General features: G+C 70.8%; 14 protein-coding genes and 1 rRNA gene. 9 read left to right on the plus strand and 6 right to left on the minus strand.

The genetic code is table 11. The features are described 5' to 3' along the window. The first annotated feature begins 128 nt into the window (after window positions 1-128). Window positions 129-245 (plus strand): 5S ribosomal RNA (gene rrf, locus QE359_RS10890). 178 nt (window positions 246-423) lie between these two features. Here rrf and QE359_RS10895 read toward each other — a convergent pair. From QE359_RS10895 to QE359_RS10915, 5 genes are read right to left on the minus strand one after another with little or no spacing between them, the layout of a single operon-like run. Beyond that, window positions 424-963 carry a hypothetical protein gene (locus QE359_RS10895; protein ID WP_309779163.1) on the minus strand — a complete coding sequence of 180 codons (540 nt, stop codon included), beginning with the start codon at window positions 961-963 and terminating at the stop codon, window positions 424-426. Between the two features lie 48 nt (window positions 964-1,011). Next, on the minus strand, window positions 1,012-1,638 hold the full coding sequence (locus tag QE359_RS10900; RefSeq protein WP_070418542.1) for a response regulator transcription factor: 627 nt from the start codon (window positions 1,636-1,638) through the stop codon (window positions 1,012-1,014). Further along, entirely contained in the window at window positions 1,635-2,834 is a 1,200-nt protein-coding gene (locus tag QE359_RS10905) for a histidine kinase (protein ID WP_309779164.1), read from the minus strand. The genes QE359_RS10900 and QE359_RS10905 overlap by 4 nt, the downstream gene beginning before the upstream one ends. A 53-nt stretch (window positions 2,835-2,887) precedes the next feature. Continuing rightward, window positions 2,888-3,724 carry an ABC transporter permease gene (locus QE359_RS10910; RefSeq protein ID WP_309779165.1) on the minus strand — a complete coding sequence of 279 codons (837 nt, stop codon included), beginning with the start codon at window positions 3,722-3,724 and terminating at the stop codon, window positions 2,888-2,890. Further along, window positions 3,721-4,560, minus strand: a complete 840-nt coding sequence (locus tag QE359_RS10915; RefSeq protein ID WP_309779166.1) for an ABC transporter ATP-binding protein — start codon at window positions 4,558-4,560, stop codon at window positions 3,721-3,723. Before QE359_RS10915 ends, QE359_RS10910 begins: the two co-directional genes overlap by 4 nt. 189 nt (window positions 4,561-4,749) lie before the next feature. Between QE359_RS10915 and QE359_RS10920 the strand changes: the two genes are divergently transcribed. The 4 genes from QE359_RS10920 to QE359_RS10935 are packed head-to-tail and all read left to right on the plus strand — an operon-like array spanning window position 4,750 to window position 8,091. Further along, the gene (locus QE359_RS10920) at window positions 4,750-5,028 is read left to right on the plus strand and encodes a hypothetical protein (protein ID WP_309779167.1); all 279 of its coding nucleotides are present in this window, start codon (window positions 4,750-4,752) and stop codon (window positions 5,026-5,028) included. Further along, window positions 5,028-6,785, plus strand: coding sequence for an alpha/beta hydrolase (locus QE359_RS10925; protein WP_309779168.1), 1,758 nt, complete (start codon window positions 5,028-5,030; stop codon window positions 6,783-6,785). Before QE359_RS10920 ends, QE359_RS10925 begins: the two co-directional genes overlap by 1 nt. A 5-nt stretch (window positions 6,786-6,790) precedes the next feature. Continuing rightward, entirely contained in the window at window positions 6,791-7,282 is a 492-nt protein-coding gene (locus QE359_RS10930; protein WP_309779169.1) for a hypothetical protein, read from the plus strand. Beyond that, window positions 7,279-8,091 (plus strand): hypothetical protein, encoded by an 813-nt coding sequence (locus tag QE359_RS10935; RefSeq protein WP_309779170.1) that lies wholly within the window; start codon window positions 7,279-7,281, stop codon window positions 8,089-8,091. The genes QE359_RS10930 and QE359_RS10935 overlap by 4 nt, the downstream gene beginning before the upstream one ends. A gap of 17 nt (window positions 8,092-8,108) precedes the next feature. Here QE359_RS10935 and QE359_RS10940 read toward each other — a convergent pair whose 3' ends face one another. Continuing rightward, window positions 8,109-8,882, minus strand: a complete 774-nt coding sequence (locus tag QE359_RS10940) for an SDR family oxidoreductase (RefSeq protein WP_309779171.1) — start codon at window positions 8,880-8,882, stop codon at window positions 8,109-8,111. Between the two features lie 110 nt (window positions 8,883-8,992). On the opposite strand from QE359_RS10940, the gene QE359_RS10945 reads away from it, so the two are divergent. The 4 genes from QE359_RS10945 (at window position 8,993) to QE359_RS10960 (ending at window position 12,400) form a co-directional block, all read left to right on the plus strand. After that, on the plus strand, window positions 8,993-9,949 hold the full coding sequence (locus tag QE359_RS10945; protein ID WP_309779172.1) for an AraC family transcriptional regulator N-terminal domain-containing protein: 957 nt from the start codon (window positions 8,993-8,995) through the stop codon (window positions 9,947-9,949). Between the two features lie 132 nt (window positions 9,950-10,081). Continuing rightward, a complete protein-coding gene (locus tag QE359_RS10950) occupies window positions 10,082-11,014 on the plus strand; it encodes an NADP-dependent oxidoreductase (RefSeq protein ID WP_309779173.1) in 933 nt (310 codons plus the stop codon). Between the two features lie 106 nt (window positions 11,015-11,120). Beyond that, window positions 11,121-11,828, plus strand: a complete 708-nt coding sequence (locus QE359_RS10955) for a hypothetical protein (RefSeq protein WP_309779174.1) — start codon at window positions 11,121-11,123, stop codon at window positions 11,826-11,828. Further along, complete coding sequence (locus tag QE359_RS10960) at window positions 11,825-12,400, plus strand: SdpA family antimicrobial peptide system protein (RefSeq protein WP_309779175.1); 576 nt, start codon at window positions 11,825-11,827, stop codon at window positions 12,398-12,400. The genes QE359_RS10955 and QE359_RS10960 overlap by 4 nt, the downstream gene beginning before the upstream one ends. Window positions 12,401-12,455: the final 55 nt, after the last annotated feature.

Here is a 12,455-nt window from a genome sequence, read left to right on the forward strand (position 1 = left end):
TTTCCCACACTTCGGTGTGGGGCTCGCGTCCACTTTGTGGTTCCCGACAGACGATCGGGAACAAGAAACTGAAAACCGCGCATGCGCGGAACAGCTTTCGAACTTCCAAGCGATTGGGTCGAAGGTGTTCCGGTGGTCATAGCGAGAGGGAAACGCCCGGTCACATTCCGAACCCGGAAGCTAAGCCTCTCAGCGCCGATGGTACTGCAAGGGGGACCTTGTGGGAGAGTAGGACGCCGCCGGACTCAACGTTACGAATACCAGGGAACCCCTGACCACCACGTGGTCAGGGGTTTTCTGCGTTTGCGTGCCGTATGGTGCGCTGCTGCGGAGGCGTGTGTCAGTGAGGGCTCTGGTTCGAGATCCTCGGGGATCGCGAACCGGAACGGTCACGCGCTCAGTAGTCCGGGCGGATCCAGTCCGTCAGGGGCTCGAAGGACGCCGGTGGCAGGACGTCGTCGGGCTCGGCGGTCCGCACGCCGGTGACGATCGTGGCCGCTCCGTACTCCAGGGACCGGCGGGCGACGCCGTCGCGCTCATCGACCACCAGGGTCGTGCGGACCGCCGGGTCCCCACGGTGCTCGAACGTGACCAGGACGGAGTGCCGGCGTGCTGGATGAGGACCGGGTGGAAGCTCTCCGGTCCTCGGCCCCAGCGGAGCATCAGTTCGGGAACGGCTACCCGCACGGCGGTGCCGGCGACCGTGCTGTGCTCGAACGAGTCCTCGAACTGACCGTCCTCGTCGTGCAGGACACCGTCGCGGTAGGAGACGGTGGGCTGCTCCGATCGGTCGAGCGTCCATCTCTGCCGGGCCTCGTCGATGTCGAGCCGGAACTGCCAGTGCTCCCGCGGTGCCTCCTGGTGGACGCCGTCGATGACCATTCGTCCCGGTCGTCGGAGGGCGGCGAGCTCCTGGGCGACCGCGGGACCATCGGCGCGGGTGAGGACCTCGTCGAAGCGCATGAGCCCAACCTTGCGGACGAACGGAGGAACGGACGAACGGGCGCGGGGTCAGCGCAGCAGGCCGAGCTCCATCGCGCGGGTCACGGCGCGCGTCCGGTCGTTCACGCCGAGCTTCTCGAACACGTGCCCGAGGTGCGTCTTGACGGTGGTTTCACTGAGGAAGAGCGTGCGGCCGATCGCCGGGTTCGAGTTGCCCTGCGCGACGAGCTGCAGGACCTCGAGCTCGCGCGGCGACAGGGTCGGCCCGGTCGTGGGCTTGCCGGTCGCCCGGCGGACGAGGGCAGCTGCGGCCGAGGGTGCGAGTGCCGTCCCACCCCGTGCCGTCGCGCGGAGGCCCGCGAGGATCTCCGATTCCGGCGCCGCCTTGAGCAGGTACCCCGCGGCACCGGCCTCGATCGCGGCGAGGATCTGGTCGTCCGACTCGTAGGTCGTCAGGATGAGCACGCGGACGCCCGGCTCGCGGGCGAGGATCCGCGCGGTCGCGTCGTCGCCGTCGAGGCCGGGCATGCGGAGGTCCATCAGGACGACGTCGGGTCGTTCGGCGAGCGTGATCGCGACCGCCGCCTCGCCGTCGCTCGCCTGCCCGACCACCTCGACGTCGTCGGCGTCCTGGAGCAGCGCGACGATGCCGGCACGGACGATGGGGTGGTCGTCCGCCACGACGACGCGGATCACCGGTGCACCTCCGTCAGTGGTGCGTCGACTGCCGGGAGGCGCGGTTCGGCGCCGGTGGGCAACGTCACCTCGACGACGGTGCCACGTCCGGTGTCGCTCGTGATCGCGCAGGTGCCGCCGGCGAGGGCGAGCCGCTCGCGCAGGCCCCGCAACCCGTGGCCGGCGGTCGGGAGGGACGCGTCGAAGCCGACGCCGTCGTCCGAGACCCGCAGGCCGACCCGGTCGGCTGCTACGTGCAGTGCGACCCGCGCCGTGGCGGCGTGGGCGTGCGCGCGGACGTTGGCCAGTGCCTCCTGGGCGGCGCGGAGCAGCACCACCTGCGTGTCGCGGTCCAGCGCGCAGTCCGCTGCCTCGACCGTGACCGGGACGCCGGTCTCACGCGTGAACCGTTCGCCGAGGCGGTGCAGGGCGGCGCCGAGTCCGTCGCCCGCCACCCCGGCTGCACCCGCCGCGACGAGGGTGCGGGACTCTTCGAGTGCTGCGCGGGCTGACTCCTCGAGGATGGTGAGTCGCTCGTCGAGTCGATCGACACGTTCGGCCGCGAGGTCCCCGCGGGCGCGCTCGGTGAGCATGACGATGCCGGCGAGGTTCTGTGCGACGGTGTCGTGGATCTCGCGGGCGAGGCGTTCGCGTTCGCTCGTCACGCCGGCGCTGCGGTGCGCCTCGGCGAGGGAGTCCTGGGTCGCGCGGAGTTCGTCGAGCAGGCGGCGTCGTTCGTCGGAGAGTTCGGCGATCCGGGTGATCCAGAGTCCGAGCGCGCAGGCACCCGCGATGCTGACGCCCTCGATGAGGACCGTGCTGACGAGGCTGTCCGGGCCGCTCGCGATCTGGAGCCCGACCCCCGCGGCGACGCCGATCGCGACCGAGACCACCACCGCCGTCCGTGTCCGGTCGATCTGGCACCACGCGACGGGGAAGAGGATGCACTGCACGAGCGCGGTACTCGGGACGACCGCGGGGAGCACGAGCGCCGCGAGTACCAGCAGCGGGACGAAGCCGGCGGCAGCGCGGGGGACCTCGTAGCCGCGCCAGCCGTACGCCGCGTAGGCCACGGCGAGGACGCCGAGCATCGCGAACGCGGGCCAGCGGTCCGCCCACGGGGACCACCCGAGCACGGTGATCACCGCGACGAGGGCGATCGTGACGCCGAACGCCACGTGCAGGCCCCAGTTGCGGTGCGCCGTGATGCGGTCCATGGCCTCAGCATCCCATCGCCCGGGTGCCGCCGAGCGGTTTTCCACAGGCCGGATCACGCGTCCTTGCGATTCCACCGGAACGTCAGCAGGCAGGCCACCGCGCCCACGACCAGCCACGCTGTCAGGACGAGGGCTCCGAGGCCGAGGTGCCACGCGCCTCCTGGCTCGGCGGACGCGAACGCGTCGGGAAGGAAGACCGACCGCATGCCGGACGCCATCCACCGCAGGGGGAAGACGGACGCGACGTTCTGCAGCCAGTCGGGGAGCTGCGTGAAGGGGAGGTAGACGCCGGAGATGAACTGGAGGACCAGGACGATGGGGACGATGGTGGCGGTGGCGCGGCGGCCCTCGCGGGGGAGCGCCGAGATCGCGATGCCGAGGACGCAGCTCGTCGCGACCCCGAGGAGCATGATGCCCGCGAAGTGCGCCCACGCGCCGCCGTCGGTGGGCAGGTCCACGCCGAAGACGAGGCTCGCGATCGCCAGCAGCAGAGCGGTCTGCACGACCGTCGTGACGAGGACCATGCCGATCTTGCCGATGAAGTAGCTCACCACCGGCAGGGGTGTGCCGCCCAGACGCTTCAGCGTGCCGTCGCTGCGTTCGCCCGCGATGTCGACACCGAGGGACTGCGTGCCGGACAGCAGGATGCCCGTCGCGACCAGGCCGGGCAGGTAGTACGTGGCGTAGTCGACGCTGACGTTCGGGCCCGCCTGGATGTCCGGCGCGCTGCTGAACGCGACCGAGAAGAGCGCCAGCATGACGATGGGGAAGAGGAAGGTGAAGAACACGGCGTCGGGCGCTCGGAAGTACGAGCGGAGTTCGTAGCCGATGCGGTGCGCACCGATCGTGGCGGCGTTCGCGGTGCTCGTGTTCGTCGTCGCGGTGCTCATCGGTGGCCGACCATTCCGAGGTAGACGTCCTCGAGGGACGGGCGGATGACTTCGAGGTCGTGCATGGGTTCCGGGGTGCTCCGGATCAGGGCGGTCGGTTCGTTCGTCCGCCGTTCGTGGGGTTCGCCGACGTCGTCACGCCACCTGACGCGTGGGGTGCGGGCCTCGGCGCCGCCGATCTCGTCGATCGGCGCGATGTCGAGCAGCCTGCCGTCGGCGATGACCGCTGCCCGGTCGGCGAGGTGTGCGGCCTCGTCGAGGTAGTGCGTGGTGAGCAGGATCGTCGTGCCCTCGCGCTTGACCTCGTCGATGAGGTCCCAGAAGCGGCGCCGGGCCTCCGGGTCGAAGCCGGTCGTGGGCTCGTCGAGGAAGAGGACCTCGGGGCGGCCGATGATGCCGAGGGCGACGTCGACGCGGCGACGCTGGCCGCCGCTCAGTCTGCTGATGCGGGTGTTGCGCTGCGGCTCGAGCCCGGTCTTCTCGAGGAGTTCTTCGACGCTGCGGTGCCGCGGGTACAAGGTCGTGAAGTGCCGGAGCTGTTCCGCGACGGTGACGTTGGGGGACTCGGCGCTGGTCTGCAGGACGATGCCGATGCGTGCGTTGTGGCTGCGGCTCGTGCGGGCGGGGTCGTGGCCGAGCACCCGGACGTCGCCGTCGGTGCGGGTGCGGTAGCCCTCGAGGATCTCGACCGTGGTGGTCTTGCCGGCGCCGTTCGGGCCGAGGAGCGCGAAGGTCTCGCCGCGGGGGATGCCGAAGGAGACGTCGTCCACGGCGCGTTTGCCGGTGGCGTACTGCTTCGTGAGGTGGTGGACCTCGATGGCGGGGGTGTCGGGCATGGGTCCAGCCTGGCCGGTCGTGCCCGGTGGTGCCTCGGCCGGGTGGCTCGACCCGCATCCTCCGATCGGAGGATGCCGGCGCACCGCCGATGGGCACCGATCTGTGCACAACGACTCGTCCGACCTGCCGATACTGATATGTTGCCGGTGGGATCGCGACGGAGGGCGTTGCGACGGACGGGGGAGACGATGGCTGATCTACGGGTCTCGTACGCCACGCTCGACGGCGTGCGCGACGCGCTGGACGCAGCACAGGAGTTGTTCGCCAACGCCTCGGTGCCCACCGACGGCGGAGCGTTCGGCGCGGACGAGGTCACCGACGCCTTCACGGTGTTCCGTGCATCACAGGAACGCTCGGCCGGATGGCTGGCGGACACGAGCCGAACGCTCGCGCAGTACGCGCACGACACGAAGTCGCTCGTGCAGGACGCTGACGCCGAGCTCGCGGGCAAGGTCGGCGGCAAGTGATGACCGCCGACCCGTTCGCCGGCGACCCCGGTGCCGTCGCGAAGCTCTCGAGTGGCCTCGCCGACCACCAGGACGACCTCAGCGCCGGAGCCCACGGCGTCGCCCGCGCCGCGGAGGATGCGGACGACTGGAGGGGTGCCTCGAAGGATCGCTTCTCCGTCACCGTCGGCACCGTCCCGCGCGCGGCTCGACGCATCATCGGCCGGCTCGACGCGGCCATCGACGTACTCGACACCTACGCCGACGACGTGCGGGCAATCCAGGACGAGGCGGAGCGGATCCGTGCGGCACAGATGACGAACGCCATGGAAGTCGCTGCGAACACCGTGTCGCTCTCGGCCGCGGTGGTGGCCGCCGCGGGGAAGGACGCCACCGAGGCTGACGGACGGCGTGCCCGACGGCTGCGGTCCGACGCGGACGACCTCGCGGCGACGGCGTCGCGACTGCAGGCGGAATGGGACGCGCTCGTCGAACGACGGGCCACCGCGGACCGTGCTGCGTCGGCCGGGCTGTCCGCCACCGACGTCCTCGGCGTGGCGCCCTCGTACTCGGGGACGCTCGGCAGGATGAGCGACGCCGACTTCCTCGCTGCCGTCGCCGCGATGCCGCCCGAGGTCCTGGCGGCGCAGGACCCGTCGGTCGCCGATCGGCTCGCCGGGATGCCGCCAGAGACCGTGCAGGCGTGGTGGGACGGACTCGGTGGTCGGGGGACCGCGGGGGAGCACTCGGCGGCACAGGACGCGCTCATCACGGCGTCGCCGGCAGTGATCGGGAACCTGATCGGCGTGCCGTACTGGGCGCGGGACCAGGCGAACCGGTTGAGCGCGCAGCGGGCGTCCGCGCGGGCGCAGGACGACGTGGACGCGGCGCGGAAGGCGCTGCACGCAGCGGGACCGAGCGCTCGGCGTGCGGCGCAGCAGGAGCTCGACGACGCCGCGGAGCGGCTCGCAGCTCTGGACAACTTCATCGCTGCATCGCGGACGACGCTCCGCGACGTGGACGGCATGGCTCGGCAATTCGTCTCGTTCATCGACGGGCAGCCTCCCCTCGGAGCGGTGTCGATCGGCGACCTCGACACGGCAGCCAACGTCAGCTACCTCGTGCCCGGAATGGGCACCACCCTCGAGGACACGACCGTTCTGATGAAGGCGAGTTCCAACGTGATCGCAACGCAGCAGCTCTCCGAGGGGGGACGAGACACCGCGATGGTCACGTGGATCGGGTACGACGCGCCGCGCAACGCGCTGACGACAGGCGATCTCGGCGTGTTCGGATTGGCTGACGCGGCGGCAGGGGCAGACCGTCTCGCCGCGGATCTCGGTGGATTCCGAGCGACCCGGCCGGACGCGCACCTCAACGTGGTCGCGCACTCGTACGGATCGACGACGGCATCGATCACCCTGCACGAGCGTGCCGATCTCGGCGTGGGCAGCTTCGTGACACTGGGCTCCGCGGGCATCCCCGGGCACATCCCGAACGCCGGAGCGATCCACGCCGAGCGCATGTACGCGGCGCAGGCCGAAGAACGGTTCAACGTGGCGCACATCGGACAGGTCCTGAGCTACCCCGAGCGCATCGACCCGACCTTCAAACCGTTCGGCGCGACCGAGATCGACGCGTCGCACGTCAACGGATCCTCCGCGGTCAACGTGCACGACCTGTACGTGAACCCGAACGGCGCCGACGACGCAGATCACGGCTACCTCGACCTCGACACCAACACGTTGATCGAGACGGCGAAGGCGACGCTACGGTGAATCCGATGACGACGCGCGCGCACACGACCATCGCAGTCGCCATCCTGGCCGCTGCTGCCAGCCTCGCGCTCTCCGGGTGCGGGACGACGAGAGCGGGACAGCCCATGACGATCGACGAGGCAAAGGCGGAGGCAATCGCGGAATTCCGATCCGCGCTCGCGTTGGCTCCGGACACGTGGCCGCAAGAGGTGCCGAAGCCGGCCGTCTTCGACTGCCGGATCGATGGGGTGCGAGCCGTGCAGTTCAGCTACTTCGTCGCGGTCGAAGCGCCGGCCGCTCCTGGCGTGCTCGTCGCGCAAGCCGGCGAACATTGGGAGCGCGAGGGCTACGAGTTGTCGAAGACCCAGACGGAGATGGACCCGGAGACCGGTCAGGTCTACGCCGTGGTGGCGCGAGCCGACGGCAAGCCCCGTGCTTCGATGGCAGCCACCAAGGTCCGCGCGCACGTCAACGTGGACTCGCGCTGCGTCCTCGGCGACCCGGACGACTACCGGTGACGGCCGGCGAACCCGAGTCCACCGCCGGGGAGTCCACGACGGCTGACGACCTGCGGCTCCGGCGCAACCGGCTGATCTTCGGGATCGTCGTCGCGCCGATCGGAGTCCTGATCGCACTCTTCCTGTCGTTTGTGGTGCAGATCAGCTCCGCGTGGCGATCGACGAGCGACGGCGGGGCCGCGGCCGGACCGCAGATCGTAGCAATCGTCATCGGCCTGCTCGCCACCGTCCCAGCGCTGATCGCCGGGATACGAGCGCTCCGTGCCCGCGTCCTGGAGGTCGCTGCGTCGGGAGCGACCGTGGTCGCGGGCGTCGGCTTGATCGCCGTCGTGCTGCTCGTCATCGTCCCGTCGTTCGACATCCTCCCGCGGGCTGCCCGCGATGCCGACAGGTACGCACAGCAGCAGCGGCAGGAGGAACTCGACGACCTGGACTCGGGCTACGGCCCGGGATCGGCCGAGGAAGCGGGCCAGGAGATGCAGGAGTACGTCGACGATGCGCTGCAGCTGCTCGACGTGGAGCCGAGCACGGTGCGGACGACCACCTGGTCCACGAGTGGCACCACCGCGCTGGGCAACACGTGTCGAGCCTTCCACGAGCGCATCCGACTCGGAGACGAGGTCGATCGCTCAAGTGCGGAGAAGGCGCTCCGGGCTTCGTGGGACACCGACGGCGACCACACCGGGTTCGATGAGCGAAACGGCCGCCTCGAGCTCAGTGTCTCCTCCGCCGACGCCACGATCTCGTGGCTCAAGGCCGACAACGTGCTGCTGGTGGAGAGCGACTGCATCCCGTCCGGGGCACCCTGACGGGCAGCGATGTGCCCTCAGCGCAGGCGCGTGGACGCGATCCCACCGTCGACGTCGAGCGTCCCGCCGTTCACGAACGCCGCCTCGTCCGACGCCACCCACCGGACGGCGCGGGCGATGTCGACCGGCTGCACCGGTACCCCCGCGGGCGTCCCCTGCGTCATCGCCGCGAGCACGTCCGCCGAGTCCGCGTTCCCCGGCGTCGCCGTGGCCCCCGGCGCCACCGTCACGACCCGCACCCCGCGCTGCCCGTACTCGGCCGCCCACGCCCGGGTCAGCTGCTCGACCGCGGCCTTCGTCGCCGGGTAGAGGCCCATGAACGGCACCCCGACCCGGGCCATCCACGAGCCGATGTTCACGACGACGCCGGACCCGCGCGCGGCCATCCCCGGGGCGAGCGCCGCCACGAGGACGTGCGGTGCGCGGACGTTCGTCGCGAGCAGCGCGTCGACGGTGTCGTCGGACAGGGACTCCGTCGGACCGCCGGGGTAGACGCCGGCGTTGTTCACGAGGACGTCGACGTGACCGCCGAGCAGCTCCCGGGCCGCGGCGGCGAACGCCCGGACGTCGGGACCGCCCGCGGAGAGGTCCGCCACGAGCGGGAGGGCTCGGCCACCCCGGCGCTCGATGTCGTCGGCGACAGCACGCGTGCGGACGGCGTCGCGGCCGTGCACGGCGACGGTCATGCCGGCGGCCGCGAGCTCGCGGGTGATGGCCTCACCGATGCCGCTCGAGGCGCCGGTCACGAGGGCAGTGCGGACGGTGGTCTGGTCGTGGAGTGCAGTGGTCATGCATCGATGCTCGATCCCCGGGCAGCCCCGCACCTTGCCCGATCCAGCGGGAATCTTGCCGGATCCCGCACGACTTCTTCGGCGCCGGGAGAACTGCGTAGCGTGGGCACGTGGACGATCGCACGGCGCAGCACCTCGACCGCGCGGCGGAAGTGGCCTCGCGGCACGCCGCCGTGCTCGACCGGGCGTCCACCGTCGACACCGTCGCCCGTCCCGCCTCGGTGCAGCGGGCCGAAGCACTGGGTCTGACCGTATCCCGCGTCCACGAGCCGACCGGACTCTTCGACCGGCGGTACGTGCCGTCGTTGTCCGTCGTCCTCCGCGGCCGGAAGCGCTCGATCGTCGGGGACGACGACCAGGTCTGGGGTCGCGAGCGGTTCATCATCACGCCGGTGGACCTGCCCGTGGTCGCCGGGGTGCTCGACACGGCAGGCAACGACGGCTTCGTCTCGGCGGTCTGGAAGCTCGACCCGGTCGTCGTCGGTGAGGTCGTCGCGTCGATGTCGAGCACGATCTCCAGCACCAGCCGCACGGACCTCCCACGACTCGGCACGTGGACGGCCCCGCTCGCCGATGCCGTCAGCCGCCTGCTCGCGTTGCTCGACGCCCCCGAGGACATCCCCGTCCTGTTCCCCCTCGTCTCGCGCGAGATCGTCCTCCGCCTGCTGCAGACCGCGCAGGCGCCACGCATCACCGCAGCACTCGACCGAGCCGGAGCCGACGCCGGACTGGTCACGGCGGCGACCGCACTCCTGACCGGGCGCATGGACGAACCATGGACGATGGAGCGCCTTGCCCGCGAACTCCGCGTCAGCGAGAGCACCCTCTTCGCCCGCTTCAAGCAGGCCACCGGCATGTCACCCGCGCAGTACCTCAAGCGGACCCGACTCGGGGAAGCGCGCCGCCGCATGGTCCTCCACGCCGACACCGCCGCCCGCGCCGCGGCCGCCGTCGGCTACCGCAGCGCCTCCCACTTCTCGCGGGACTACCGCGAGGCGTACGGCCGGCCCCCGGCCGCCGACGCCGTGGTGGCGCGCGAGCAGCTGGCGCTCGCCCCCGCCGTGTAGCCGGCCCAGTGCCGGACTGGAGGCGCGGGTCGGTGGTGATCCGCGCCTCCAGTCCGACGGATGGTGCGGCCCGACCACCGCCACCGGCCCGCTCGCTGGGTACGGCCGATCGACGTCCGGTAGACCGGAACGGTGAAGGTCGTAGGAGTCGAACAGTTCGGAGGGCCGGAGGCCCTCGCCGTCCACGAGGTGCCGGAGCCGCACGCCGGTGCGGGATCCGTGCGGATCCGGGTGCAGGCGTTCGCCGTGAACCCGACCGACACCGGTGTGCGTGCCGGTCAGCGGGACAGCTCGCAGGCGTCGCCGCCGTACGTGCCGGGGATGGACGCCGCCGGGGTCATCGACGAGGTCGGGCCCGACGTTTCCGGGTGGGAGGTCGGCGACGAGGTCATGGCGATCGCGCTGCCGCTCAGCGCCCACGGTGGTGCCTACGTCGAGGAGCTCGTCGCGCCGGTCGGGTCGTTCACGCGGATCCCTCGGGGGACGTCTCTTCCGCTCGCGTCCACGGTGCCGATGAACGGGCTGACGGCGTTGCAGATCCTCTCGCGGGCGGGGCTCGCTCCCGGGCAGACGCTCGCCGTGACCGGGGCTGCGGGGTTGCTCGGGAACTACGTCGTGCAGCTCGGTGTTGCCGCCGGACTCACCGTCATCGCCGATGCTGCTCCCGCGGACGAAGCGCTGGTCCGGTCGCTCGGGCCGGCGCACATCGTGGCGCGTGGGAACGGGTTCGCTGCTGCGGTGCGTGGCCTCGTGCCGGACGGGGTCGATGCGCTCGCCGATGCTGCGGTGCAGCGGGCTTCGGTGGTCGATGCCGTGCGCGACGGGGGAGTGTTCCTCGACGTGCGGGGGTGGGAAGGGAACGGGGCTCGTGGCATCCGGTTCGAGCAGATCGCCGTGTTCGCCGAGTACCGGTCGTTCGACAAGCTCGAGCAGCTGCGGCATGCGGTGGAGAGTGGGACGGTGACGCCGCGGGTGGCGGAGGTGTTGCCGGCGGAGCGGGCTCGGGAGGCGCATGAGCGGCTCGAGGCTGGGGGGACGCGGGGGCGGTTCGTGTTGACGTGGTGAGGCCTCGGCCGAGCGTGCAGAAATGTGAATATCACTTGCCGGGTGAGTGAAGTATCAGTACCGTCCCTCTGTGAGTGGAGCGCAGTTGCTCCGCCGGGAGGGAATCATGATCACGATCTCATTTCGCGGAGCGCATTCCGGCGCGGTCGGGCTGGCCGTCGTCGGTTCGTTGGTCGCGGCGCTGGTCGTCGCGCCGCCGGCCGTGGCCACGGAACGCGAAACCAATCAGCCGGCTGGGCAGAGTGGCCTCTCTGATCAAGACCTGCTGCTCATCGACGGCGCGCTCTTCGGTGTCGGGCCGGTCGCTCAGCAACTCGGTACGAGCATCGACACGGTGTTCTCCGGAGACGAACTTCAGCGCATCGAGACCTACGCGCGTGACGCACGTGACGGTCTCGTCGCGTCCCGAGCCTCGGCCGTCGAGCAGGCAGTCGATGACATCCGCTCGGGCTCGGTGAACACGGTCGAAGACGGATTCCGCACGCTCGGCGATGCCTTCGAGTCGTACGTCGAAGAGACCTACTCGGCGGAGGAACTCGAGGCAGCAACGCAGAAGTACAGCTCGAGCGCGGTCGTACCGATGTGTGGCGCAGTCGCCGCGTGCGTCGCGGCGGTGGCGTTCGCGGTGTACGCCGGAGCGGTTGTCCACAATGCCGCCGCGATCACGGCTGCGGCAGCGGTGCTCGTGTCTGTGTACGCCTGGTGCGGTGCCTGGGTCGGCTGTGGACGAGGCGCCGACACGGGTACCGAGCGAGTGAAGCACGAGAAGTTCCTGGCGAACGCGACGCGCGTCGGCCAGGCGCTGCCGGCGTGAGTTCCCGCGTCACCACGACGACCGTGGCGGCGGCGGCGGCGGCGGTCGCCGTCGTGGCCACGGTCGGCTTCGCATCTCTTCCCGTGAAGACGCACGCAACCGGCCTTGTCTCGGACGGACTCCAGATCGTCGGCGAGGTCGCGCCGCAAGGGTGGGGCTTCTTCACACGTGACCCGCGCGAGCCGATCACGCAGGCATGGGCCCGCGCGGAGACGGGTCGATGGCAGCCGGTCTCCCGAGGACCGAACGCCACCCTCGAGAACGCATTCGGCTTCGATCGCGCGTCGCGACTGGACGAGTACGACGTCTCGCAGATCGTCGGTGGAACGGACATCGACGAACTTTGGACCGACTGCACCGGAAGTTCCGCCACGGATTGTGCGAGGCGAGCGGAGTCGGAGCGAGGGGTGCAGCGGTGGACCGCGGACGGTTACGACCTGCGACTCTGTGGCGAGGTACTCCTGCTCGACATCAGTCCGATCTCGATCGACTTCGCCGGCCTCGAGTACGACGCTCCGACGAAGGCCATCCGTGCAGATGTTCGGTGCCGCCATCTCGGCGATGCCGCATGACGGCCACGACGATCGCGGCAGCGTGCCGACGCACAGAAGGCAGCGGACACTCCGC

Source organism: Curtobacterium sp. SORGH_AS_0776 (genome assembly GCF_031453355.1).
Taxonomy (GTDB): domain Bacteria; phylum Actinomycetota; class Actinomycetes; order Actinomycetales; family Microbacteriaceae; genus Curtobacterium.

Bases quoted from the DNA above. Each gene is read 5' to 3' on its own strand.
- QE359_RS10895 (WP_309779163.1), bottom strand. From the start codon at position 963: ATGCGCTTCGACGAGGTCCTCACCCGCGCCGATGGTCCCGCGGTCGCC.
- QE359_RS10905 (WP_309779164.1), bottom strand. From the start codon at position 2,834: ATGGACCGCATCACGGCGCACCGCAACTGGGGCCTGCACGTGGCGTTC.
- QE359_RS10910 (WP_309779165.1), bottom strand. From the start codon at position 3,724: ATGAGCACCGCGACGACGAACACGAGCACCGCGAACGCCGCCACGATC.
- QE359_RS10915 (WP_309779166.1), bottom strand. From the start codon at position 4,560: ATGCCCGACACCCCCGCCATCGAGGTCCACCACCTCACGAAGCAGTAC.
- QE359_RS10920 (WP_309779167.1), top strand. From the start codon at position 4,750: ATGGCTGATCTACGGGTCTCGTACGCCACGCTCGACGGCGTGCGCGAC.
- QE359_RS10925 (WP_309779168.1), top strand. From the start codon at position 5,028: ATGACCGCCGACCCGTTCGCCGGCGACCCCGGTGCCGTCGCGAAGCTC.
- QE359_RS10930 (WP_309779169.1), top strand. From the start codon at position 6,791: ATGACGACGCGCGCGCACACGACCATCGCAGTCGCCATCCTGGCCGCT.
- QE359_RS10940 (WP_309779171.1), bottom strand. From the start codon at position 8,882: ATGACCACTGCACTCCACGACCAGACCACCGTCCGCACTGCCCTCGTG.
- QE359_RS10955 (WP_309779174.1), top strand. From the start codon at position 11,121: ATGATCACGATCTCATTTCGCGGAGCGCATTCCGGCGCGGTCGGGCTG.